This window comes from Liquorilactobacillus sicerae, assembly GCF_029916425.1.
GTDB classification, from domain to species: Bacteria; Bacillota; Bacilli; order Lactobacillales; family Lactobacillaceae; genus Liquorilactobacillus; species Liquorilactobacillus sicerae.
Genome location: NZ_JAHAVQ010000007.1, coordinates 26,516 through 51,937, shown reverse-complemented (window position 1 = coordinate 51,937; position 25,422 = coordinate 26,516). Strand labels below are relative to the sequence as shown.

Annotated in this window: 23 protein-coding genes; 16 read left to right on the top strand and 7 right to left on the bottom strand. The window is 38.9% G+C overall.

What is annotated here, in order from left to right:
- The first annotated feature begins 1 nt into the window (after window position 1).
- From noc to KH893_RS06000, 6 genes are read left to right on the top strand one after another with little or no spacing between them, the layout of a single operon-like run.
- Window positions 2–847 (top strand): nucleoid occlusion protein, encoded by an 846-nt coding sequence (gene noc, locus KH893_RS06025; RefSeq protein WP_281165248.1) that lies wholly within the window; start codon window positions 2–4, stop codon window positions 845–847.
- A gap of 9 nt (window positions 848–856) precedes the next feature.
- Window positions 857–1,624 (top strand): ParA family protein, encoded by a 768-nt coding sequence (locus KH893_RS06020; RefSeq protein WP_281165247.1) that lies wholly within the window; start codon window positions 857–859, stop codon window positions 1,622–1,624.
- Window positions 1,614–2,495, top strand: coding sequence for a ParB/RepB/Spo0J family partition protein (locus KH893_RS06015; RefSeq protein WP_281165246.1), 882 nt, complete (start codon window positions 1,614–1,616; stop codon window positions 2,493–2,495). Before KH893_RS06020 ends, KH893_RS06015 begins: the two co-directional genes overlap by 11 nt.
- Before the next feature lie 20 nt (window positions 2,496–2,515).
- Window positions 2,516–2,719, top strand: a complete 204-nt coding sequence (locus tag KH893_RS06010) for a DUF951 domain-containing protein (protein WP_281165245.1) — start codon at window positions 2,516–2,518, stop codon at window positions 2,717–2,719.
- Between the two features lie 26 nt (window positions 2,720–2,745).
- The gene (ychF, locus tag KH893_RS06005; RefSeq protein ID WP_281165244.1) at window positions 2,746–3,846 is read left to right on the top strand and encodes a redox-regulated ATPase YchF; all 1,101 of its coding nucleotides are present in this window, start codon (window positions 2,746–2,748) and stop codon (window positions 3,844–3,846) included.
- Window positions 3,847–3,871: 25 nt separating this feature from the next.
- Window positions 3,872–4,765, top strand: coding sequence for a DUF1129 family protein (locus KH893_RS06000; RefSeq protein WP_281165243.1), 894 nt, complete (start codon window positions 3,872–3,874; stop codon window positions 4,763–4,765).
- A gap of 149 nt (window positions 4,766–4,914) precedes the next feature.
- On the opposite strand, the gene KH893_RS05995 is transcribed toward KH893_RS06000, so the two are convergent.
- From KH893_RS05995 to KH893_RS05980, 4 genes are all read right to left on the bottom strand, one after another.
- Window positions 4,915–5,667, bottom strand: coding sequence for a substrate-binding periplasmic protein (locus tag KH893_RS05995; RefSeq protein WP_427859994.1), 753 nt, complete (start codon window positions 5,665–5,667; stop codon window positions 4,915–4,917).
- Window positions 5,668–5,836: 169 nt separating this feature from the next.
- Complete coding sequence (locus KH893_RS05990) at window positions 5,837–6,535, bottom strand: amino acid ABC transporter permease (protein WP_281165241.1); 699 nt, start codon at window positions 6,533–6,535, stop codon at window positions 5,837–5,839.
- A gap of 21 nt (window positions 6,536–6,556) precedes the next feature.
- Window positions 6,557–7,282: an amino acid ABC transporter ATP-binding protein gene (locus KH893_RS05985; RefSeq protein ID WP_281165331.1), complete on the bottom strand. Its 726-nt coding sequence runs from the start codon at window positions 7,280–7,282 to the stop codon at window positions 6,557–6,559.
- Window positions 7,283–7,339: 57 nt separating this feature from the next.
- Complete coding sequence (locus KH893_RS05980; protein ID WP_281165240.1) at window positions 7,340–8,722, bottom strand: aspartate aminotransferase family protein; 1,383 nt, start codon at window positions 8,720–8,722, stop codon at window positions 7,340–7,342.
- A gap of 81 nt (window positions 8,723–8,803) precedes the next feature.
- Between KH893_RS05980 and KH893_RS05975 the strand changes: the two genes are divergently transcribed.
- The 6 genes from KH893_RS05975 to KH893_RS05950 all read left to right on the top strand — a co-directional run bounded on the left by KH893_RS05975 (window position 8,804) and on the right by KH893_RS05950 (window position 17,141).
- Window positions 8,804–9,964, top strand: a complete 1,161-nt coding sequence (locus KH893_RS05975) for a PucR family transcriptional regulator (protein WP_281165239.1) — start codon at window positions 8,804–8,806, stop codon at window positions 9,962–9,964.
- A gap of 481 nt (window positions 9,965–10,445) precedes the next feature.
- Complete coding sequence (locus KH893_RS05970) at window positions 10,446–12,428, top strand: ABC transporter ATP-binding protein/permease (RefSeq protein ID WP_281165238.1); 1,983 nt, start codon at window positions 10,446–10,448, stop codon at window positions 12,426–12,428.
- Between the two features lie 151 nt (window positions 12,429–12,579).
- Window positions 12,580–13,824 (top strand): dicarboxylate/amino acid:cation symporter, encoded by a 1,245-nt coding sequence (locus KH893_RS05965; RefSeq protein WP_281165237.1) that lies wholly within the window; start codon window positions 12,580–12,582, stop codon window positions 13,822–13,824.
- Between the two features lie 294 nt (window positions 13,825–14,118).
- Window positions 14,119–15,384 (top strand): phosphotransferase enzyme family protein, encoded by a 1,266-nt coding sequence (locus KH893_RS05960; RefSeq protein ID WP_281165236.1) that lies wholly within the window; start codon window positions 14,119–14,121, stop codon window positions 15,382–15,384.
- 17 nt (window positions 15,385–15,401) lie between these two features.
- Complete coding sequence (locus tag KH893_RS05955; protein ID WP_281165235.1) at window positions 15,402–16,661, top strand: class-III pyridoxal-phosphate-dependent aminotransferase; 1,260 nt, start codon at window positions 15,402–15,404, stop codon at window positions 16,659–16,661.
- A 30-nt stretch (window positions 16,662–16,691) separates the two neighbouring features.
- Complete coding sequence (locus tag KH893_RS05950) at window positions 16,692–17,141, top strand: GtrA family protein (protein WP_281165330.1); 450 nt, start codon at window positions 16,692–16,694, stop codon at window positions 17,139–17,141.
- Here KH893_RS05950 and KH893_RS05945 read toward each other — a convergent pair.
- Together KH893_RS05945 and KH893_RS05940 are read right to left on the bottom strand one after the other, a co-directional pair.
- Window positions 17,110–18,141, bottom strand: a complete 1,032-nt coding sequence (locus KH893_RS05945) for an alcohol dehydrogenase catalytic domain-containing protein (RefSeq protein ID WP_281165234.1) — start codon at window positions 18,139–18,141, stop codon at window positions 17,110–17,112. The genes KH893_RS05950 and KH893_RS05945 overlap by 32 nt on opposite strands.
- Window positions 18,104–19,540 (bottom strand): helix-turn-helix transcriptional regulator, encoded by a 1,437-nt coding sequence (locus KH893_RS05940; RefSeq protein ID WP_281165233.1) that lies wholly within the window; start codon window positions 19,538–19,540, stop codon window positions 18,104–18,106. Before KH893_RS05940 ends, KH893_RS05945 begins: the two co-directional genes overlap by 38 nt.
- Before the next feature lie 380 nt (window positions 19,541–19,920).
- Here KH893_RS05940 and KH893_RS05935 point away from each other — a divergent pair, with 380 nt between their 5' ends.
- From KH893_RS05935 to KH893_RS05920, 4 genes are all read left to right on the top strand, one after another.
- Complete coding sequence (locus tag KH893_RS05935) at window positions 19,921–20,868, top strand: AEC family transporter (RefSeq protein ID WP_281165232.1); 948 nt, start codon at window positions 19,921–19,923, stop codon at window positions 20,866–20,868.
- A 92-nt stretch (window positions 20,869–20,960) separates the two neighbouring features.
- Window positions 20,961–21,575, top strand: a complete 615-nt coding sequence (locus KH893_RS05930) for a superoxide dismutase (RefSeq protein WP_281165231.1) — start codon at window positions 20,961–20,963, stop codon at window positions 21,573–21,575.
- Window positions 21,576–21,869: 294 nt separating this feature from the next.
- Window positions 21,870–22,700, top strand: a complete 831-nt coding sequence (locus KH893_RS05925) for a transporter substrate-binding domain-containing protein (RefSeq protein WP_281165230.1) — start codon at window positions 21,870–21,872, stop codon at window positions 22,698–22,700.
- A 184-nt stretch (window positions 22,701–22,884) separates the two neighbouring features.
- Entirely contained in the window at window positions 22,885–23,769 is an 885-nt protein-coding gene (locus KH893_RS05920) for a VOC family protein (protein WP_281165229.1), read from the top strand.
- Here KH893_RS05920 and KH893_RS05915 read toward each other — a convergent pair.
- Entirely contained in the window at window positions 23,766–25,178 is a 1,413-nt protein-coding gene (locus tag KH893_RS05915; RefSeq protein ID WP_281165228.1) for an aspartate ammonia-lyase, read from the bottom strand. The two genes, KH893_RS05920 and KH893_RS05915, sit on opposite strands and share 4 nt — an antisense overlap.
- Window positions 25,179–25,422: the final 244 nt, after the last annotated feature.

The following is a 25,422-nucleotide window of genomic DNA, read 5'->3' as shown; positions in this document are numbered from 1 at the left end:
GGTGGCATTTTCATTTTGGAAAAACAAACAGGGAAACTCTGCAGCCACTGATGATCAAATCCAACAGATTGCACTTGAAAAGATCAAGCCCAATCGCTTTCAGCCAAGGAAAACGTTTGATCAGCAAAAAATCACTGAATTAGCTGAGACGCTGAAAGAGCATGGGATGCTGCAGCCAATCATTTTAAGGCAGGCCACTGAAAATAAATATGAGATTATTGCCGGTGAACGGCGCTTTCGGGCAGCCTTAGAACTAGACTGGCAACAAGTTCCAGCCATTATCAAGAAAATGTCGGATAAAGAAGCGGCTTCGTTTGCGGTAATTGAAAATCTGCAACGCGAGGAATTGACAGCGATCGAAGAAGCTCAGGCGTACCGACGCTTGATGGAATTGAATCAACTGACACAAGGCCAGCTAGCTGAAAATTTAGGGAAGAGCCAATCATTCATTGCCAATAAATTGCGTTTGCTGAAACTGACGCCAGTTGTGCAACAGGCTATTTTAAAACGTCAGGTCACGGAACGCCACGGTCGCAGTGTGGTTGGTTTAACTCCACAGCTGCAAGAGAAGATTATTCAACAAGTTATCACCGAACAGTTAACTGTCAAAGAAACCGAAAAGTTAGTCAAAGATGCATTGAATACGCGATCAGTTAAGCAAAAACCAACATTTTCCAAAAAATCAAAAGGCAAAACACAAGATATGCGAGTGGCAATCAATACAATTAAAAAGTCGCTCAAAATGATCAGTGATAGCGGCATTACTTTGACCACTAAGGAAGAAGAAGGACCAAATTATCACCGGATCATTATTGATCTGCCACTTGAAAACAAGGATCGAAACTAGGAGGCACTCATGGGAAAAGTAATTGCATTGGCCAATCAAAAAGGCGGAGTTGGCAAAACAACGACCAGTATCAACTTGGGAGCTTGTTTAGCAGACCTTGGACAGAAAGTATTGCTGATCGATTCTGATGCTCAGGGAAATGCTACCAGTGGCTTGGGAATCCATAAAACGGAGATCGACAAAGATATTTATGATGTTTTAGTCAATGAATATCCACTTGCTAAGACAATCATTAAGACAGCTCATCCCAATTTTGACATTGTTCCGGCAACGATTCAGCTTTCAGGTGCTGAGATCGAATTAACTTCGCAGTTAGCACGTGAATCACGACTCCAAGAAGCAGTTAAACAAATTAAAGATCAATATGATTTTATTTTGATTGATTGTCCGCCTTCATTGGGCTTGTTGACGATCAATGCTTTTTGTGCCAGTGATTCGATTTTGATTCCGGTGCAAAGTGAATACTATGCTTTGGAAGGATTAGGTCAACTGTTAAATACGATTCGACTAGTTCAGAAACATTTCAATCCAGATTTAGAAATCGAAGGAGTTTTGATGACAATGCTTGATGCCCGTACCAAACTGGGGATTCAAGTCGTTAAGGAAGTTCAAAAATTTTTTGGCAAAAAGGTTTACCAGACGATCATTCCGCGCAATGTCCGTTTGTCAGAAGCACCAAGCTATGGTCAGCCAATCGTTGACTATGATCCTACTTCAAAGGGTGCCCAAGAATATCAAACGTTAGCTAAGGAGGTGCTGGCACATTATGGCAAATAAGAATAGCAAAGGCTTAGGTCGTGGCTTGGATGCGTTGTTCCAAGATTTGGAGCAAGTCAGTCAAGGTGAAGAAGTTATTACTGATTTAAAACTGAGTGATATTCGACCGAATCCTTATCAACCACGGAAAGACTTTAACGAAAAGGCTTTGGCTGAATTGACCAATTCGATCAAAAAATCCGGCGTTTTTCAGCCAATTATTGTTCGCAAATCAAAAATCAGGGGCTATGAGATTATTGCTGGCGAACGGCGCTTTCGAGCTTCAAAACTCGCCGACAAGCAGACAATTCCAGCAATTATTCGTCAATTGGATGAACCGCAAATGATGGAAATCGCGGTTTTGGAAAACCTGCAGCGTGAAGACTTGACCCCATTAGAAGAGGCACAGGCTTACGAGATGCTGATGAAGAATCTGAAATTAACTCAAGCTCAGGTATCTGAACGCTTAGGCAAAAGCCGACCATATATTGCTAATTATCTCAGATTGCTTGGCTTGCCGATTGAGGTTAAAAAACTGTTGCAGCAACAAGAGCTTTCAATGGGACAGGCGCGAACTTTGCTGGCTTTAAGGGACCGATCAAAATTAATTATGATTGCTAAAAAAACTGTGCGGGAAAACTTAACCGTTAGACAATTGGAGCAATTGATCACGCGGCTTAATGGTGAAGCTTCACCTGTCAAAAAAGCCAAAAAGGATCCTTATCAAAAGTATTATCAGCAAACTGAACAAGCTTTGCAGGAACGGTTTGGCACAAAAGTAGCGGTTAAGGGCAATTCTAAGACCGGCCGTGGTCATATTGAGATCGATTACCTGTCAACAGCAGATTTTAACCGAATTATCGATCTTTTAGGAATTTCACTTGATCAATGATTTAAAGCGGGGGAACGAAGATGGCAGTTACTTATAACTTACATGATATTGTTGAAATGAAAAAGCAGCACCCGTGTGGCGTTAACCGGTGGGAAATTATCCGGGTTGGAATGGACATTAAGATCAAATGTACTGGGTGCGGACATTTAGTTATGATGCCGCGACGGGAGTTTGATCGAAAAATCAAAAAGATTCTGACCGCTGCACCTAAAGATGAAGAATAAAATTTAAAGAAAGAGTGAAGTAGAGCATGTCATTAACAGCAGGAATCGTTGGCTTGCCGAATGTTGGCAAATCAACGTTATTTAACGCAATTACGAAAGCTGGAGCCGAGATGGCTAATTATCCATTTGCGACGATCGACCCCAATGTGGGAATGGTCGAAGTGCCGGACCAACGACTAGCTAGAATTGATGAGTTGATCCCAGCCAAAAAAATTATTCATACGACCTTTGAATTCACCGATATTGCTGGGATCGTTAAAGGAGCCAGCAAAGGTGAAGGCCTGGGCAATAAATTTTTGGAGAATATTCGGCAAGTAGATGCGATTGTTCATGTGGTGCGGGCCTTTGATGATGATAATATCACGCATGTCAACAACAAAGTCGATCCGCTTGATGATATTGAAACGATCAATCTGGAATTGACAATCGCTGATTTGGACAGTATCAACAAACGTTATGCGAAAGTCGAAAAAGTTGCTCGGACCAAAGATAAAGCAGCAATGGCTGAATTTGCAATTTTAAAGAAGATTAAACCAGTTTTGGAGGCTGGTAAACCAGTTCGCTCGTTGGATTTTGCTGAAGATGAGCAAAAGATCGTCAAAGGTTTATTCCTGTTGACTTCAAAACCAGTTTTATATGTGGCCAACATTGCTGAAGATGATATGGCTGATCCGCTGAAATGCAAGTATGTTCAGCAGATCAAGCAATATGCCGCGACTGAAGGTTCCGGGATGCTAGCAGTTTGTGCCCAGACAGAAGAGGAAATTGCTCAGCTGGATGACGATGATAAACAGGAATTTCTCGAAGCTGAAGGAGTTGAAGAATCCGGCTTAGATCGTTTGATCAAAGCTTCTTACAAGCTTTTGGGCTTGGCAACCTTTTTTACCGCTGGTGGCAAAGAAACACGTGCCTGGACTTTTCATCAGGGGATGAAGGCTCCACAAGTTGCTGGCATCATTCATTCAGATTTTGAACGAGGCTTTATTCGAGCTGAAACGGTATCGTTTGCCGATTTAGATAAGTACGGCAGTCTGGCGGCTGTTCGCGAAGCTGGCAAATTGAGATTGGAAGGTAAGGATTACTTGGTTCAAGATGGCGATATTATTGAATTCAGATTTAATGTCTGATAAAAAAAGAAGGGAAAGTGAAATAATGGCGGAAGAAAAAGAGACAAAAGCATCAACGACTCCAGTAACCGCGGAAAAAGAATCCGTTGCAACGACTGCTCAGGAGCAAGCAGGCCAGGACCAAGCTGCTGTAACTGCTTCAAATCAAACAAAGCAAACTGTTACGGCAACTGAGGATCCATCAGACCAGCCGCCTCTCAGCAATAAGGAGCGTAATCAAAAGGTTGCTCAGCAGCAGGCTGAAGTACTAGAAAAACAAACCAAAAAGGAATTAAAAACCGAAATTGGGATTTATGCAGGTTTAACGAAACGAAATGAAAATTATTTGTACCGCTTGAATAAAATCTTGACGGAGAAGAATTATGATCAAGCTAAAAAAGATACAGTTTTGCAGGAGTTAGCTGCAGAGTTGCGGGAAAAGCAGGGCAAAGGAATCACGGCTAGTCGCTTATATGGCACTCCGAGTGATAAGGCAGATGAGATCATCGCTGGTCCTAAGAAAAAACCGCAACCGGTAACCTTTTGGAAGATGGCGGTCGACAATGGTTTAATGATGTTGGTGCTATTTTGTGCTATGTATGCGATTATGGGCTTAGTTTCTCCTAAAGCAATCAAGGTGAATGGCGGTGTCTTAACCTTACTAGTTACTTCAGTCTTAGCCGGAGTTGGGATGGCCTTCTTTTATCAAATGGCAGCAGATCGCAAATCTAAAAAAGTCCGACTGCCATTTTGGAAAATGTTATTATGGTCAGTGGTCTTAATTGCTGTCTGGATGCTGGTCTTCACAGTAGTTGCAGCAATTCCAGGTGCCATCAATAATGCACTCAATCCGATTGCTTATGCCGTAATTGCAGTTTTAGCCTATTTACTGAGATATTATTTGAAAAAGAAATACAATATTCGCAGCACACCATTTTAAAAGACCGCCTCAAAATTTAGAAAGCTAAAAATATTCAACAGTATAAAACTATTAATCGCCTGTTTAATTAAAAACAGACGATTTTAAATTACCAAAAAAAGGTTAGGAAAAATGGTTTCCTAACCTTTTGAGATCCTAAAGTGAAATTCTTATTTAACGTTTTTGGTAATCCCATCTTTGACGTTGACATAGTAATCATTGCCAAGATTGTGTTTAGCCAAGATTTTTTTCAAAGTCCCATCTTTCTTCATGGCGGTTAATTGTTTGTTAACGGCATTTAATAAAGCTTTGTTTTTAAAACTGACGGCGGCACCAATTTTACCAGTTTCCTCTTGTTGATAAGGTTTTAGGATTTTCAGATTCAATGATGGATCTTTTTGGAAGGTGTAATTTGCAACGATTCCATCCGTGACACAAGCGGCAATTTTTCCAGTTTTAACAGCCAGCATTAAATCAGTTTGCTTGCTGTAAACTTGGACATCTTTGACTTTTCCTTCTTTTTTCCATTTTTCAGCTAGATCTAAAAATGCTGTTCCTTTTTGACCACCAATTACTTTACCGGACAGATCACTGAATGATTTGATCGAACTGTTTTTAGGAATAACGACAGCTTCGCCTTCTTTATACCAAATATTTGTAAAGTAAGCTTTTTGTAGGCGATCTTTTCTGACATACATAGCATCAGTAACCATATCGATTGATCCTTTATTTAATTCCAAGATTAAATTCTCAAAAGGAATCTGTTTCATAACAACTTTTTTAATTCCCATGCGTTTGGCAATTTCTTTGATGATATCAGCATCAACACCACTGAACTTTTTAGTTTTCGAATCAATATAAGCAAAAGGAGCATCATTTGATGAACCGACTGTCAGGACGCCTTTTTTCTTAATTTGTGCCAAAGTATTTGTTGAATTGCTGCTGGAGCTTTTGCTGGAAGAACTTTTGCTGGAACTTGATGAGCAAGCAGTCAAAAAGAGCAGTGAGATCAATAAGGTGGCCCCTAATTTTAAAATTACAGAAAATTTAATTTTTTTCATATCTAAGTCCTCTCCCTTGGAAGTTTGTCGGTTAGCGTACGATATGGAATTTGTTTTCGATCATTTTCATCAAATGTGACAGCGGCAAACTTAAAATCAAGTAAACGACGGCTAACATTGTATAGGACTCAACTGTTTCAAAGGTCTGAGAAGCATAAGTTTGAGTACGCAATAACAATTCACTAACTGAAATAACGGCTAGTAATGAAGTATCCTTGATCATCATTACTAAATAGTTTCCTAAAACGGGAATACTATTACGCAAAGCTTGTGGAATGATGATTTTTCGTAATACTTGCTGTTCCGTAAAACCTAAAGCTAAGCCAGATTCTTTTTGACCGGTATCAATTGTTAAAATAGCGGAACGAAATACCTCCGAAATATAAGCCCCATAATTGATTGCTAAACCAGCAATTCCGGCTGACAGAGCAGAAAATTGAATATTAGCACTGCCACTCCCCAAGGCTTTTAATAAACCGTCTAACAAAATTGGGATTACATAATAAATATAAAATAATTGGACAAGCAGTGGAGTTCCTCTAATAATTTCAACTAGAACAACAAAAATTGCCCTTAAAGGTTTAAGCTTACTTAAGCGGCAAATGGCAACCAATAGACCAATGATGGTTGCTAAAATGAAGCCGAAGAAAGTTGCTTGTAAAACCACCACCACACCTTGCAGCAGTGAAGGCCCAAGCGTTACAAATGCGTCTTTCCATTTTAAGTCCATTTAATTACCTCTTCCTCTAAGTTAATTAATAAAACGTGCTAAGAATTCTTTGGTGCGATCATTTTGAGGATGTTGAAAGATATCTTCTGGGCTGCCTTCTTCAACGATATAACCGCCTTCCATGAAAATAACTCGATTGGCAACTTCTTTGGCGAATCCCATTTCGTGGGTAACAACGATCATGGTCATCCCTTCATCAGCTAGTTTTTTCATTACTTTTAGAACTTCTCCAACCAGTTCGGGATCTAAAGCAGAAGTTGGTTCATCAAACAGCAATAAATCGGGATGCATAGCTAAAGCTCGGGCAATCGCAACTCGTTGCTTTTGACCACCGGAAAGTGAAGCTGGATAAACAAGTTTTTTTTCAGCCATTCCAACTTTTTCCAGTAGCTGGCTAGCTTCTTTTTCAGCATCTTCGTGGGTTTCTTTTAATAAAGTCATAGGAGCCATAGTAATATTGTTAATAACATTTTTGAAGGGAAACAGGTAATATCCTTGGAAAACCATGCCAACATGTTGGCGGTAAGAACTTACATTCAAGGACTTATCTAAGATGTTTTTTCCACGATAGGAAATTGCTCCTGAGGTTGGCTGTTCTAAGAGGTTAATGCAACGAAGAAAGGTACTTTTTCCTGAACCAGATGGACCAATGATACATAGCACCTCACCTTTGTTAAGAGAAAGATTAACATCTTTTAACACGTGGTTTTTACCATAATATTTTGAAAGTTGAGTAATTGATAACATATTTTCTTCGGTTTCAATCAAATACAGTCACCTCTTTATTGAAATTTAAAAACTTAGTTAATTTAAAACAGCTGGTTTGCTGCTTAGTTCTTGGATGCTTTCCTCGAGAATCGAAAAACCGACAGTTAATTGTTCATCGGTAGTAACTAAGGGGGCTAAAAAGCGAACGACATTTCCGTATACTCCAGCATTTTCTAAGATCAAGCCTTTATGAACACAAACTTGGATCAACTGTTTAACAAAATCTGTGGCGGGTGCTTTAGTTTGCTGATCTTTAATGAATTCGATTCCAACCATTGATCCCAAGCCACGGACATCACCAATTACTGGATATTTTGTCTGCCATTCTTTAAAGGTTGCCAGACACCGTTGTCCCATTTTTTGTGATTTTTCAATTAAGTTTTCTTCTTTAATGATTTCCAAGACTTGCAATCCAGCAGCGCAAGCAACCGCGTTTCCGCCAAAGGTTCCACCGATGACGCCGCTGGGAACACTGTCCATGATTTCCTTGCTAGCAATAACTGCTCCTAAAGGCAGGCCATCAGCGATTGATTTAGCAGTTGTTAAAATATCAGGGGCGACTCCGGCTTCTTTCCAATACTCTGAAGCAAACAGTCGGCCAGTTCTGCCAAAACCTGACTGAACTTCATCAGCAATCAGCAGAATTCCATTTTCGTCACAAATTTTACGAACAGCTTTAACCCATTCGAGTGGTGCCGGAATAAAGCCGCCTTCACCTTGAACAGGCTCAACTACCATGGCAGCAATTTGATCAGCTGATGCGCATTCTTCAAAAACCTTTTTGATTCGAGCAAGGTAATAATCGAGGGCATCTTCTTGGGCAATTCCTTTTGGAAGACGGTAGTAGTAAGGAAAATCAGCACGAAACACTCCGTTTGCTAAGGGACCAGCATCTTTGGCATAAGCCTTTTTAGAAGTCATTGTCATAGTTAACAACGTTCGTCCATGGAAGGCTCCAGAAAAAACAATTATATTTGAGCGCTTGGTGTAAGCTTTAGCGATTTTTACTGCGTTTTCATTAACCTCAGCTCCGCTATTAGCAAAAAAGACTTTGGCTGCTCCAGATTCAGCTTTTTTGACTGGCGCCAGCGTTGCTAATTTTTCAGCTAAGTCGACATAACCGCTATGAGTTACGATGTTAAACATCCCATGCAGATATTTTTCACTTTGCTTTTTGATGGCCGCAACAACCTTAGGATGAGCGTGACCAACATTGAGAACGCCAACGCCGCCGACCCAGTCTAAGAAGCGGTTGCCGTCGGGATCTTGAATGATTGCTCCTTGAGCTTTATCAATGACAACGGGATAGACACAAGAAACGCTATTAGGAACGTATTGTTTTCTTTTTGCAATGATTTCAGCAGCTTTTTTACCTGGCAATTTTGTAGAAATGATTCGTGGTAACTCCTCACTCAACATAAGTTTATTCCTCCTCGAGATTGACTAAATTAAACTAAATCATATAATGTGATATTAAATGACATGAAAGCAGGTGAGATAGTGGCTATTAAATTAAGAACAGTTTATTATGCAACTAAAGAAAAATATGAAATGAAATTACTTACCGGTAATTCTGGCTTAGATCGACTGTTTAGCTGGGTACACATCTTGGAAAATATCAATACAATGGATTATCTGCATGGAAACGAGATTGTGATCACGACTGGGATCGGCAGAAATTCCGATGAATGGTTAGAAAAATACGTTAAAAGAGTTGTTAACTCTAGTGCAACAGCATTAATAATCAATACGGGGGAATTTATAAATTATATTCCAGCTGATTTGATCAAATATTGCCAAGCCAAAAACTTTCCTCTATTTACTGTTCCTTGGAAAATACATTTAATCGATATTATCCGTGACTACTGTAATCGAATCTTTTTGAGTGAACAATTTGCCTTTAGTTTGACTGAAAGCATTAAAAATGCCATTTTTCATCCAGAAAAACCAGAACAGTTTGTAGCTCAATTGGAAAGGAATAGTTTTGATCTGAACAGCAATTACGCGATAATCGCGATTCAAGGTAAAAATTTTGTAATTCAAAAAAGTAGTGCACAGTTTCATGAGCAATTACAGTTAAGTATTGAAATTCAACTTAATGCTTATGGGTTGGTAAATGGTATCTTTGAAATTGAGGATGCAATAATGATCGTTGTTAATGATCCATTTCAACTGAAGGACTTTGCTAAATCACTGGATAAAGCATTAAGCAATAAGTTTCCAAGCAAGCTATTTGAAATAAGTGTCAGTGAGGAAGTTTTGTCCATTAAAAAATTGCAGCAAGCCTATAAGCAAGTCAAATATGTGATGGATCGAATTCAAAAGCACACTGATGACTCACTTTGCTTTTTTGAAGACAATGGCATTAATGAGCTCATTTTAGCTGTTAATGATTTTGAGATTTTACAAAAAAGTGCTCAACGGATCTTAGAACCAATTCTTTTATATGATCGAGACAATGGAACGAATTATACCTCCTTGTTAAAACTTTATTTGCAAGAAAATGGTAGTATTAAGGCTATATCAGAGAAGACTTTTACTCATCGAAATACCATCAATTATCGAATAAAGAAGATAAAAGAAATCCTGTCATTAAATCTTGAAGTCAATAGTGACCGCTTTAAATTAATGTTTGCCTTTTATGTTTTAGATAGTCTTTAAAATGCCTCCTTTAAATTAATTGAAAAAAGCATATCATAGTTATTTAAACTAAAAAATGTTTTACAGCATAAATATTAACTAGCTGTTTAGTGCTGAAGCACTAAACAGCTTTGTATTTATTAGTTATATGGACATTCTTCTTTGTAAAAACAAAGTAACCGATTACAATTAAAGAATAATAATTTGTTTGAATGTATTAAATTGCATTCTGCTAGTTTAAACAAGCATGAAAAAATCGTATTTGTTTGAAATATAAATTTAAAAAGCAGTCCTTTTTAAAAAATGCAAGCTAGCAGGTAATATTTGCTTGTTTTCAAAATAACGGCTAGCTTTTTCTTTTGAAGGCAGCAACGATTAAAAATATCCCTCAATTATGTAAACTACATGTTTTTCCCGTTCGTCTATGGTACGATTAACACGATATAATTAAGAATTTTAAGAACCAATTTTATTAAGCGGATAGAAGCAAGGAGAAAAAAAGATGGCATTTTTAGAATTAAAAAATATCCACAAATCCTACTATCTTGGAAATGAAGAAATCCCAGTCATTAAAGGAATTAGCTTAAGTTTTGAAAAGGGTGAATTTGTTTCGATCTTGGGTGAATCAGGCGGTGGCAAATCGACTTTGATGAATATCATTGGCGGATTAGACCGAGAGTTTTCTGGCGAACTGACGATTGCTGGTAAGAAGCTGGACCATGCCAAAGAAAAACAAGTTGATGATTACCGGCGGTCAATGATTGGCTATATATATCAATCATATAATTTGATCAGTCATTTGACAGTTTTAGAAAATGTTTTGATTTCTTTGGAGATGACGACGCTTTCTCATCAGCAAAAAGTTAACCGCGCTAAAAAGCTGCTCCAGCAAGTTGGTTTGGCTGATCAGCTGAAAAAGCATCCTAATCAACTTTCGGGTGGACAAAAACAGCGGGTAGCGATCGCTCGAGCTTTAGCCAGCGATCCAGCGATTATTTTGGCTGATGAGCCGACTGGAGCCTTGGATTCTAAAAACACGCAAGAGGTTTTGGAGATCCTAAAGCAAATTGCTGCCGATGGTCGGTTAGTAATCGCGGTTACTCATTCGCAGGAAGTGGCTGATCATGGGACTCGGGTGGTCCATTTAGCCGATGGTTTGATCGACTCAGATCATCGTTTGCGGCCAGCTTATCCGCTGCCAAAGGATGCAACCAGGATCGAGGCTAAAGTATTATCTGCTGCGGCCAGTTACAAAAATGCTTTTAAGCATTTAATGTATCATTTTCAGCAAAACTCGCTGATTGTTTTAGGAACGGCGATTGGAATTTTTGCGGTTCTCCTTTTTTCTGGTTTAGGAAATGGAATCAATGCCTATATTCAAGACCAAATTAATTCACTGGCGAATCCTAAAGTTATGACAGTCATGAATAATCCGCAAGGCAAGCATTTATCCCAATCTAAATCGCAAACGGCCATTCAAAATTTTAGTCAGGAACCAACAAGCTATTTTCTTTCAGCCAAAAAGATTGCTAAAATCAATCAAGTCAAGCATATCAAAAAAGTCGAAAAGGGCTATCAGCTGGGAAATTATACCGTGAATTATCAAAATAAAAAAGCCGCTGGCAGTACTTTGAAAACCTATACAGCAGCATATACCGACCAGGTTTTGAAAAAAGGCAGTTGGCCGAAAAAAGGCGAACTGGTTTTGGATGCTTCGATTGGTCAACAGTTGTTTGGCAAAATTGCAACGGCTAAAATGATTGGCAAACACGTCACAGTTGTCTATAACTGGATAAATGCCAATGATCAGCCAGTTCAAGCCACCACTAATTTCAAAATTTCCGGAATTATCAATGGTAAAAGTGCCAGTGCCATGGTCTTAACTAATTTCCAAACAACTAAAGCAGGCCTACAACAAGTCGGCGCAGTTACTAATCCCAACTTTCTAAGTGTCGGCGTCGACCAATTAGATAATGTCGAAAATGCTGCAAAAAATTTGCGGCAAATCAAATCCACTAAAAAATATGACTTTTTAGTGATTACAATTGGAAGTTTGCTAAAGACCGTTAATCGTTATGTTAACTTAGCATCAACGGTTTTAGCGACGATTGCCGGAATTTCCTTGTTGGTATCGGCGCTGATGATCATTGTGACGATGTACATGTCAGTTGCTGAGCGGACCAAGGAAATTGGAATCTTACGAGCTTTGGGCGAAAGGCGTAAAGATATTCGTCGGTTATTTACTTCCGAATCGGTCTTATTAGGAGTGTTTTCGGCGGTTGTTGGTTTATTATTGGCTTGGCTTGTTGAGATAGCCTTGAATCGAGCGCTTTATAGTTTGATCAAATTTAATATTGTTCAAATGAACTTAAGCAATGTGATCTTTGCCTTTGCCGCGGCGATACTTATTTCATTTATTGCGGCGCTTCTGCCGGCTCGTAAGGCTTCACGGTTAAATCCAATTGATGCGTTGGCAAATGAATAATTAAGCGAGCATATTTATCAGCTGGAGGTGGTCCTTCAGCTGTTTTTTTTGCAATAAAATTAACAAAATTGTCTTGAAAAAAAAGATGCAGTTAGTTTCTGGACTGATAATTAATAATGCTATAATTTAATTTATGAAAAGAGGTTGGGTCATGAGTAAACTTTGGAAAAATTATCGGGGAACGAGTTTACTGTTCCTAGGTTTGATTTTAGGTGGTTTAGCAGGGGTGATCTGGGGGAAACAAGTTGAAGTTGTTAAGCCATTTGGTGATTTGTTTTTGAACTTAATGTATATGGTCTTGATTCCATTAGTTTTCTTCAGTATTTCGTCGGCAATTGCCTCAATGACGGAAATGAAACGTTTGGGGAAAATTCTGATCACGGCTTTGATCGTTTTTGTCGTTACAGCACTTATTTCAGCTGTGATCGGTTATTTAGCCGTCTTACTTTTTCATCCGATCAATAACGTTGATATGGCTAGCTTGAAACATTTAATGGGCAACGTCAAAGGAGCAACTAGCAGTCATACGTCAGGACTAGAGCAACTAGTCAATACTTTTACGGTCGATGACTTTAGCAAGATTTTATCGAAAAACCATATGTTGCCGTTGATCGTGGTGGCAATTCTTACTGGAATTGCTACTTCGACTTCTGGTCAAGCTGCTCAACCTTTTGCGAAGGTTTTGATTGCCGGCAATACAGTTACCATGAAGATTGTTAAATATATTATGTATTATGCACCAATTGGCTTAGGTTGCTTTTTTGCGACCGTAATTGGCAACCTTGGTTCAGAAATGATCGCGACTTATATCCGAACATGGCTGGTTTACCTAGTTTATGCGGCCTTTTATTTTGTGGTGGTCATGAGCTGCTATGCGCTGATTGCTGGTGGAAAGCCGGCCTTTAAAGCTTTTTGGCGCAATATTGGAGTGCCAGCGATCACTGCCGTTGCTACCAGTTCCTCGGCAGCAACGATCCCGGCCAATCTAGAGTATACGAAAAAGATGGGAGTCAGTCCTGATATTGCCGATACCGTCGTTCCATTAGGTGCCAATGTACATAAAGACGGGTCAGTTGTAGGCGGTGTCTTGAAGACAACTTTCTTATTTGTCCTCTTCGATCGGAGTCTTACTTCACTGCAAAATGCGCTGTTGATCATTAGCGTGGGGTTTTTAGTTGGGATGGTCATGAGTGCCATACCCGGTGGCGGCTTTGTGGCTGAGGCGGTAATCATTACCATCTTTGGTTTTCCAATGTCGGCGCTGCCATTAATCCTAATTATCAGTGAGATCATTGATATTCCAGCAACGTTAATCAATTCTTCGAGCAATACAACGGCTAGTATGTTGGTTACACGCTTTGTAGAAGGCAAAAACTGGTTAGGCAAAACCAAGTAATTAAAATTAAAAACTAAAGTGCATAGTTCTTAAGGGCATTGATCAATTAGATCGTGTCCTTTTTTGTAGTCAGCATGGCGGAAAAGGATTGCCTCACTCAATTGATTTGACCGAATAAAGATTAAGTATTCATTTTTTATTGACTGTTCAAGCAAGCTGTTAAGCCTCATGTCATAAAAGTTCACATTGTACAATTATAGGTTGCAAAAAGTTGCTAAATTGCTCTATTTAAATAACAAGCCTCTGAGTATGATAAATGTAATTGATAAAGAAAATCCTTCTGGGGGTGGTCGAATGGGACAATCAAATGCAACTCAGCCAAACAAATTCAATTTACTAAGTTTTTCAGAAAAGCTGAACCACTTGAAAGAAGTTGCTGAAAAAGCCAAGTTGCTCTGGGGCTATCCAGCAGATGCCAAAGTTAAGTTATTAAACTTTACGGAAAATGCAACTTTTAGTTTGCAAGCTACTGGTCGACCAAAAGTAATTTTACGAGTGCATCGGCTTGAATATGCAACTTTCAATAATATTCGAACTGAATTGACATGGATTTTAAATCTAAAGCAGCAAACCAAGTTATCCTTGGCATTGCCACAAAAGTCGCAAAACGGTCACTATATTGAAGCAGTTGAGACACCAAGCTTGGCAGAGAAAAGATACGTTGTGTGTTTTGAATATGTATCTGGTAGTGCGCCAGTTGATTCTAGTGATACAAATGAGGATCTTGAACCGATTGTTAAAATTTGTAAGAAAATTCCTAACTGGTTTACTTTTCCATTATTCAGATTGGCAGCCGTGCTGGAAATTAAATTCAGTAAGCATGAAAAAAGTGATTTAACTTTTGAAGATCGACAGCTATATCAAAAAATTGGTAAAATTGCGGCAACTTTGCATTTAGCAGCGCAAAAGTGGTCGCAGCCAGCATTTTATGAACGAATGGAATGGAACTTTTCAGGGACGTTTGGACAAAACAATAATTTTTATGGTGCTTCTTATCAGACAGGTCATTGGCTGCATAGCAAAGAAATTGGGATCTTAGATCAGTGCGTTGAATTAATTCGAAAGCGATTGACAATTTATGGTACTGGACGCGATCGTTATGGAATGATCCATAGCGATTTGCGGACAGCCAATTTGTTAAAAAATGGTCGAAAAATTACCGCTTTAGACTTCGATGATTGTGGTCAAGGCTGGTTTATGTATGATCTGGCAAGTGCAGTAGCTTTAATGGAGCATCGACCTGATATTGAAGAAATTCTTACTGAGTTGCTTGATGGTTATCAACAAGTTAGAACAATTACTCAGCAAGATAAAGACGAGCTTTGGACTTTTATTATGATGCGCAGAATTGGTTTGTTGCAAAGCTTGATTTATCGCATGGGGATGGTTGTTGAAGGTAGCGGTGAAACGGTAGAATTGACCCCTGATGTTTTGGAATTTTTTGCTAAAGGGACAGTTGTTTTAGCCGAGCGTTATTTGAAACGCTATTCGCTAACGCCAATGGCTGAGCATGTACTACAAACTCAAAAAGGAAAAAATACGAAAGTTGCCGGTCTTTAAAAAAGGAGTAAGTGATTATGAGTAAAGAAGCAGAAAAAATTTACGCTGAAGCTGCTAAGATCTGGAACCCTGATCGAGTTGCAACTTTTAAAAAATTTGGCTTTGAAATGGTAATGGGTAAACGCCAAGGAAGCTACTTTGAGGATTTGGATGGTCATAAATATATTAATATGCATTCCAATGGCGGGGTATTTAATTTGGGACATCGAAATCCCGAAATCCGGCAAGCACTGATCGATGGAATGGCTGTAGTTGATGCCGGCAATCATTATTTCCCTTCGCGGTATAAAAATGAGTTGAATGAAAAACTTTTAGCCGTTTCACCAGAAAATATGAAATATGTTTTTACTTTAAATGGCGGCGGGGAAGCAATTGATGCCGCAGTCAAGTTTGCCCGACGAGCAACAAAACGCCAGCGAGTCATTAGTTTGGCTTGTGCTTTTCATGGCGGAACCGGGATTGCCATGCAAGCCGGTAATCCAGAACTAGCAGAATTTTTCAATATGACGCCAGATCCTAAGTTCTATACCCATATTGAATATAATAATTTGGAGCAACTGGAAATGGTTCTCAAAAAAAATGATACCGCAGCGGTTCTGATTGAAACTATTCCGGCAACGGCTGGATTCCCCATGCCAATTGAAAATTATCACCGAGAAGTTCAACGATTGGCACATCAATATGGCGCTTTGTATATTGCTGATGAGGTTCAAACTGGTATGATGCGCAGCGGCCAAATGTGGTGTTGTTGCAAATTTGGAGCTACGCCCGATATGATCGTTACCGGTAAAGGACTTTCGGGTGGTTATTATCCAATGTCAGCAGTCATTATGAACGATGAGGCAGCTGGCTGGATGAAAGTGGATGGCTTTGCACATACTTCGTCTTTCAATGGGACAGAGTTAGGCTGTATTGTCGCGGCAAAGGTCTTAGACATCTTAAGACGGCCAGCAGTTAAACAAAATATTGATCAGCTAACGGAGTTCTTTCAGCAAAATCTGGCTAAGTTGCAGCAAAAGCATCGAGAATTTCTGATTGAAATCCGACAATGCGGAGTGATTATGGGATTAAAAACGGCACATCCTCTTGGTGGACAGGCACTAATGGTAGCATTGATCAAAAATGGCGTTTGGGCGGTGATGGCCGATTTTGATAAGTCGGTTTTACAATTTAAACCCAATCTATTAATGGATCAAGCAACTGCTAAGAAAGTCATTAATCGTTTAGACCAAGCTCTAACGGAGGCTCAACAAATGGTCAGTACTCCAAGTCTTTAAAAGCAGTTCAAGGAGAAGGGAGTTTTGAAAATGAAAGCCAGCAGTCAAAAAGAATTACTGCGAACAATTAAGTATTTTGCTTTTGCTTCTTCAGCTGGAGCAGTCGAAATGGGTTCATTTACACTTTTGACGCAATTTAGCAATTTTCCTTATTGGAATCGATATTTGGTTGCATTGGTTTTATCGGTGGTTTGGAACTTTACTTTAAATCGACGGTTTACTTTTAAGTCAAACAATAACATCCCGATTGCGATGCTGAAAGTCTTTTTCTATTACTCAATTTTTACTCCGGTTTCAACAATTGGTGGGAACTATTTAGTGACTGTGTTGCATTGGAATGATTATCTAGTAACGATCATCAATCTCTTATGCAATGGAATTACTGAATATCTGTATCAGAGATTTTTTGTTTTTGGCGCTTCGCTTGATTCGCGCGAGCTTCTTCAACCTAAATCAACTGATTTGAATCATTTACTCTGATACCGATTCGTGGATAAAGCTGTTCTTGTTCGACTTGGTAAGCGGTCAAAGCAGCTGAAAAACTAAATTCACGGCGAATCAAACTTTTTAAATTAAGTTGTGCTAACAAAGTTGCTGTCTGTTGCAGCAATTTTTTGGTATATAAAAATGAACTCATGATGGTTAGGTTCATAGCAAAAAACTTAATTGAATTGATGGCAATTTGCTGTTGGCGATCAAAATAGACAGTAGTCAAAAATAATCCTCCTCGAGCGGTAGCGTTGATGGCAACTGATATTAAAGCAGGATACTTTGAGGTAGTTAAGATTGTTTTGTTAAAGCCAATAAAGTTTGACAACTTTAAAAGTTCGGTTGCGACATTATCAGCCAGCGGATCGATAATTTGATCAGCGCCAAATTCCTGTGCTAATAATTTATTTTCGGCTTTATTTTCAACGACAACTACAAAAGCCTGAGTATAGCGCTTGATCAGCTGCAGCAAGATCAAGCCATTGAAATCACCGCCAAAAATACAAATCTGATCGGAATCATTAATTTGCAGTTTGTCATAGGCCATTTTAACAACTGCGACTGGTTCAAGCAAACAACCAGTTGCAAAAGAAACATTAGCTGGTAAATGAACTAATTGGTCGGCCTTCCAGACGATATAAGGACAAAGAGTCCCACTTTTGACACGCAGCTGCAGACAATTTTGTTCTTGCTGCTGTTTACAGGCGGGGCATTTTCCGCAAAATTGAACCACTGTTCCGGAAACAGCCTGCCCAATTTGCCAGCCGGCCTTTTGAGCTGAACTGCCAGCGGCGACAACTATGCCAGCCATTTCATAGCCGGCGATTCCTTCTTTACTATAAAAGTCCCACTGGCGTTTCAAGCGTAAGTCTTGAATACCAATCGTATTATAAACAACTTTGATTTTAACATCGTCAGCTGATTGTAAATTTGGTTCTGGCCGTTCAGCAAACTCAATCAATCCACTGCGATGGTTCCAAATAGTCTTCATAATAGTTAAGTTTCGCTCCTTTGCGCATTTTTTCTTGGTAACTTTTAGGTGTAGTTTGATAACGGTTTTTAAAAACGCGGTTAAAATAACTGACACTTTTAAATCCGGCGGCCGCGGCTGCCTGGGCGATCGTTGCGGTACTATAGCATAAATAGATTTTAGCAAATTCAAGACGCAGCCAGGTATAAGTGCCAGCAATTGTCAGTTGAAACTGTTCTTTATAAATCCGGTTTAAGTAAGTTTTGTTAATTGCTAGCTGAGAAGCTGTTTCTTTGAGCGACCAACCTTGAGAAAAATGCTGCCAGATTACTTGAAGGCACTGATTTAAAGTTGTTTTAATAATTGGCGAATGATATTTGATTTTTTGCCAAAATTGATCTTTGAGTAAGGCGTGCAGCTCGTCTTCTAAGGTCGCAAAGTTCCATGCAACCGGCTTGATTTCTTGATTTTCAGTTAAATAGATGAAAAAACTGATTTGCAGTCGCAGATAAGCTAAAGCTACAAAACTACGCTGTGGTTTGATTTGGTCAAGATAAACAGCTTGCAGCAAATGCTGAGCGGTTGGCAAATTACCGTTAAACAATGTTTGACTGAAGGTGAGACACTGTTCGATCAAAGTCAAATTTAAACTGTTGGTTTGCGGTTTAATAGGAGCCATTATGATTTCTCCGCCTAGAAAATAACGCAAATCCTGCAGCTGTTTAAACCTGATCAATTGCTGTTTTAGTTCCACTGAAGCGATGTTTTTGCGATAGACGCAGCTGCAGTTTGCGCCCCAAAGGATTATTAGTTCCTTTTTGAGCTGAATAAAATTCAATTGTGAATTAAGCTGTGCCCGATTGATCAACACCAACAGTTCATCAGATTTATTTAACTTGATCAAAGTTAAAAATTTTAATTGCAAAGATTTTTGTAGTCGTTTGATTTCGGACGAGTTGATGGCTTGGGTATATGTTTTAATCCATAAGAGGTGGTAAGTACCATATGGTAGTTCAGTTGCTGATTGAAAAGTTGTTAAAGTAAGGCTACCAGCTGCTGGCTGACTATGATTTAACCGTTGAAGCAAGCGGTTGATCGCATTTTTAAGAGTTGTTGGGTTTAGCTGCTTAAATTTCAGACTGATTAGGGGATGCTGATAATTTGCAGCAGTTAAATCCTTGCCTAAAAACAAGACTCCATAGTTCCAAGGAGCTTTTGTTAAGTCATTTAGAATTTCTTGATAGGGTAGTAGAATATTGGCATCAATAATTATTAGGTCAACTTGATTAGCTGAAAAAGCTGTTAATGCATCTGTGCTGAAAGGAACCAGCTGGATAATTAAGTTAGGTTGATTAGCTAGCCATTGCCATAATTGTCGCAGTAAAATTCGATTTTCAGAAATAACTAAAACATGATACATAGCTTGAATCACCTAGTTTTGAAAAGCTTTTGGCTAGTGTACCACATAAATAGCTGGAAAGCGGTCGAGCAAGTGAGTTTGGTTGCCAGTCCAAGCCGAGCTGACTGAACTTTCTGAAGTCAAATGACTAAGCAAAAATTGAATCTTAAATTGAAAACGATTTTGAGTTGCTTTCCTTATAAAATTAAGAAAATTGATTTTTGGCAACTCTTAAGCGGTTAACTTTATTTTCGTAAGCAAAACTCAAAAAATGGTTAACAAAACAAGCTGCTCAAGTCAGCTTTTCTTCGGTTGTTTATGTTAAAATTTTCATTAGTTTCTAATTTAATTTTTATAGACATCAGGATGAAGCTTTAGAACTGCTGTGAGGAAGTGTTTTTTTGCCATTAACTTTGATTACTGCAATTTCACCAATTATTTTTACCTTAGCACTAGGTTTCTTGTCAGGCTGGCGTAAACAGTTTGGCAAAGGTGCTAGTCAAGCCTTTATCAGTTTCGTAATGTCATATGCTTTGCCGCTTAGTTTGTTCGGTGGTTTATTATCGACGAGTCGACAAGTTATTATTCAGGATATTCCGCTGTTTATCTGGCTGGGAGTCGGGATGATCGGAACTTTTGGATTATTGATTATTATTTATCAACTTTATTTACATCACCTTAGTTTGGCTGTTTTGCGCGCTTTGTCGGTTGCTTGTCCATCTGTTCCGTTTATGGGTACCTCCGTGTTAGCAATTATTTTTGGCTCGACTGATAGTGTGATCTTGGTAGCTATTTGTGGCTTATATTTAAATTTGATCCAAGTGCCATTAAGTGTGCTGTTGCTGTCGGCAGCTGGTCGTGAAGGCGAGCAAACGGCTAAAGGGGTTCAGCAAGCGGGCGAGCGTTTGCTAAATGCTTTAAAAAAGCCACTCGTTTGGGCACCAATTTTAGCTTTTATCTTGAATTTAAGCGGTTTTCAATTAGCTGAAAAATGGTTGCCGCTTTTTAGTGAACTGGGACAGGCGGCTGGTGGTGTGGCTTTATTTTCGATCGGTATCATGCTGTATGTGCAACATTTTCGGCTAACCAGAGCAGTTATCTTGAATGTTTGCCTTAAAAATCTGGCTCTGCCGCTAGCAATTTGGGGAGCAATGTCTTTAGCTGGTGCCAATCAGACTTTTCAACGATTAGTCGTGATCACTTTAGCAATTCCTACAGCGGCGATGCCAAGTATGTTGGCAATTCAAAGCCAGGTCCATGAAGATGAGATGGCTTCAACTCAGTTAGTCAGCACCTTATTGTCAGTAGTGACAATGGGATTATTTATGTTCTTGCTACAAGTCGGCTAGAACTAGGCATTTTGATCGACAGGTTCTGGTAGCTACGGTATTTTAGAAGTAGGAGTAGTGTTTTTGGGATACCAAGAAAGGGGTCGACAGCGATGGTTTATATTTTACCGCAACTGCCGTATGATTATGCTGCTTTGGAACCTTATATTGATCGGCTGACCATGAAGATTCACCATGATCGGCACCACCAGGCTTATGTTGATAAATTAAATCAGGCATTGGAGCTTTATCCAGTAGCTAAGGAATGGTCTTTGTCGCAACTGTTGGGAAGTTTAGCCGAATTACCAGATCAAGTTGCCATGAACATTAGAAATAATGGTGGCGGTCACGCTAACCATTCAATCTTTTGGGAAAGCTTGACTCGGGATGCTAAAGAATTGCCATCACCGCCGTTGTTAGCGGTAATTACAATGGCTTTTGGGAGCTTTGAAGGGTTCAAGCGTCAATTTGCTACCACAGCTCAGCAAGTTTTTGGTTCAGGCTGGGCGTGGCTGGTAGTCGATGAGGATGGCCAGTTAGCAATCACGGCGACAGCTAATCAGGACTCACCATTAATGTTAGATCAAGTTCCTTTATTAGGTTTAGATGTCTGGGAACATGCCTATTATTTGCAATATCAGAATCGGCGACCGGAATATATTAACGCTTTTTGGCAGATCGTCAATTGGACCAAGGTCACTGAATGCTGGCAAAAAAACGGTGGTTGATCACAGATCATTCCAGCCCAAGACCTTCATAAACGGTTTGAAAACTAAATAGTTTATTCAAAGCTGAAGCAAAATTGTTTCAGCTTTTTGTGTACCAAGCTGACTTGTGGCTGCTAAGGTAATATTGTTTATTAAATTTTAGCAAAAAGTTATTTGTTTTCTAAAGATAATGTATTAAAATTCCTTTTTAACAAAAATTATTCATTTTTAGTTGCATTTTATGCGTTTCAAGTTTATATTAATTCTATAAGAAGTTGAATTTCATTCATATTTAAATGTATGGGGGACGAGAACATGAAAAGAAAAAGTTGGTATCAAGTAATTTTAAGTTTGCTAGTGGTGAGTTTGGTTTTTTTAGTAGCTGGATGCTCAAGCAGCAGCAGTAAAACTAATGGTGTCAAAAAAATTCAAAATCGTGGGACTTTAATTGTCGGGACTTCTGCTGATTTTGCACCATTTGAGTTTCCAATCGTTCAAAATGGTCAAAAGAAGATCGTCGGTTATGACATTCTGCTGGCCAAAAAAATTGCTAAAAACTTGGGAGTTAAGTTGAAAATTGAAAATGTTGAATTTTCGTCATTGATTTCTGAATTAAAAGATCAGAAAATCGATATGATTCTTTCTGGTTTATCCGTTACCAAGCAGCGTAAAAAGAGCATCAGTTTCTCAGAACCATATTACACAACTAAGAATGTTTTATTGGTTAGAAAAGCTGATAAAAATAAATACAGTTCGATTAGCCAATTAGCCAAAAAGAGTATTGGTGTTCAACAAGGCAGTACCCAGCAAACTGTTGCTAATAAGAAGCTTAAGAAGAGTAATCTTGTCGTTGAAAGTGTCGTAACCAGTTTAGCAACTGAATTGAAAGACAATAAGTTAGATGGCGTGCTAGTTGAAAGCGGGGTTGCAGAAGGTTATGTTTCTAAATATCCTGATCAATATGCAATTGCTTCAGTCAAAATGCCAATTGAAAAAGAATCGCAATCATATTCAGCAGGAATTGCCAAAAATAATCAAGTCCTAGTTAAACGGGTCAACAAAGTGATCAGCAAACTGAAACAAAATGGTACTAATAAGAAGATGCTTAATCAAGCAAAACAATTGCAGCAAAAATATAGTAAATAACAATTATAAATACTAATTAAAGCAGTTCGTTTAACTAATCGTTGGAAAACAATCAGTTAAACGGACTGCTTTTGGTTGTTTACAGGATTTTATAGAAATTTGAAAAAGATTTGTTAAAAGACTTGTTTCCTTTAAATTGGATGTTATAATTAATGTAACAAATATAAAAAAGAAGGCAAAAACTATGACAGTAATTATTCCTGATTTTCAATTAGCTGCTGCAACCCAACCAGGGACAGTGGCACTTAAGGTTGCCGATTTAAACGCTCAGACAAATTTCTATCGTGATATTATTGGACTTGATGTTTATGAAAAAGGTTTAACTCGGAGTATCTTAGGCGCTCATGGCAGTCAAATACCATTACTAATCCTGCAACAGATTATGTCACCACTTCCCTTGGCTCGAAAAACTGGTTTATACCATACTGCCTTTTTACTGCCCAGTCGCAAGGATTTGGGTAATGCTTTGATCCATTATTTGAATGTTCAAGCGCCAATCATCGGAGCAAGTGATCACGGCTACAGTGAAGCAATTTATTTAACCGATCCGGAGGGTAATGGCATCGAAGTTTATCGTGACAAGCCGCGCTCAGCTTGGGACATTCGACCAGATGGCGAAATCCCGGGAATTACGATCGAAATGGATGCTCAAGGAGTTGTTGATGCGGCCGATCGGGATTGGCAAGGGTTTCCAGCAGCAACCAAAGTTGGTCATGTACATTTAAAAGTCGCTGATTTGACAGCGACCGAAGGATTTTATACGGATATTTTGGGTTTATCCTTAAAAACAAATTTTGGCAATTCCGCAAAATTCTTTGCCAGTGGTGGCTATCATCATCATCTTGGGACGAATATTTGGAATGGACGTAATCTGCCAGCAATGGATCAGCGCGATTTAGGCTTGGCTTATTATTCATTCTTTACCCCAAATGATGTTGAGTTAGCTCGAGTACGAGAAAATCTTGAAAAATTAGGCCAGAGCTTTGAAATTTTGAAAGATCAAAGTCTGGCCTTGACTGATCCGAATGGGATCAAATTAAGATTTGAAATTGTTCCGAAAAATAATTAATGGGCTAAAGCCTTATCCTTAACGCATTTAGGTCCTAACAAATTTTCAGGACTCAGCAGTTGGTCGATCTCCTGGATAGAGAAATCTTTGCTTTGCAGTAAATTTCTAATTGAAACTTTTTGGCTCAAAGCTTGTTTGACAAGCTGAGTAGCAGCTGCATAGCCAATTTTAGGAGCTAGAATAGTGGCAATTTCGGCTGAGTGCTCAATATTGCTTTGACAAAGCTCTTCATTGATCGTTAAGCCTTGCAAGCAGTTGGTGATCAAGCTTTGACTGCCAGCTATTAAAAGTCGAGCGCCGTCTAACAGATCTTGGAACATGACCGGTTCAAAAGCATTCAGTTCAAGTTGACCGGCTTCAACTCCAAAAGTTACAGTTGTGGCATAGCCAATGACTTGAAAGGCAATTTGATTAACAAATTCGGGAATAACAGGGTTGACTTTGCCAGGCATGATCGATGAACCAGCCTGAACTTTAGGTATTTTTAATTCGCCTAATCCAGCCCGCGGTCCGCTGCCTAATAAGCGCAAATCATTGGAGATTTTTCCTAAAGAAGTTGCGAGATTTTTGAAGGCATCAGCTGTTTCCAAGTAACAATCAGTGTTTTGAACAGCATCGACCAAATTATCAGCTTGTTTTAGCGGCAGATCAGTTCTTTTGGCCAGTAATGGTACAATTTTTTGCTGGTAGGCCGTTGTCGTATTAATACCGGTTCCAATTGCTGTTCCGCCGAGCGGGATGGTCATTAACTTCTTGCAAGCTGTTTCTAAGCGTTGCTTGCAGCGTTGTAATAAATCAGCATATGCTTGGAAAGTTAAGCCATAAGTTGTTGGGACAGCATCTTCCAGTTGGGTACGTCCGAGTTTTAAGACGTGCTTATTTTTTTGGACTAATTTCTCAAATTCAATAATTAAGTCCTGAACGGCTAAAGTTAGCTGCGAGATTACTTTGATCAAGGCTAAATGTCCAGCTGAGGGATAAGTATCATTAGTTGACTGGCCACGATTAACATCATCGTTTGGATGTAAAAATTGATACTCGCCTTTTTGATGACCAAGTAACTCTAAAGCTCGGTTAGCAATAACTTCATTGACATTCATATTTGTACTAGTTCCGGCTCCGCCTTGAATATTAGGCACAATGAATTCTTGTTGGTAACGTTCAAAGTTTTGCAGCAACTCGTCACCAGCTTGAACAATTGCTTGAAGGTTCTCTTTTGTTAGGTTATTTGTCAGATAATTAGCCTCGGCACAGGCTTGTTTAACTTGAATCAATCCCTTAAGTAACAGTGGATCAACTCTTCGTGCCTCACCTAAAGGAAAGTTCTCCGCTGCTCGTTTAGCATGAATCCCGTAATAAGCATCATTTGCAATTTTCAAAGTTCCAATAGCATCTTTTTCAATCCGCATTTTATAAGCTCCTCAAAAAATTTATTATTTCATGCCAAGTAATTTAACATATCGCTAGCTGAAAAAAAAGAGTTTAAAAATTTTTAATGGATAATGAAGAATCAGCTTTTCTAAACTGTTGATATTTTAAGCTGTGAGATTTGAATTCTTTGTAAATGAAAGGCTTAAAAAATTAAGATTAGAACTAAGTATTGTTTCGATCAGCTTGTTTTAAACAGTGGGTAATCACCAAGTATATAAAATA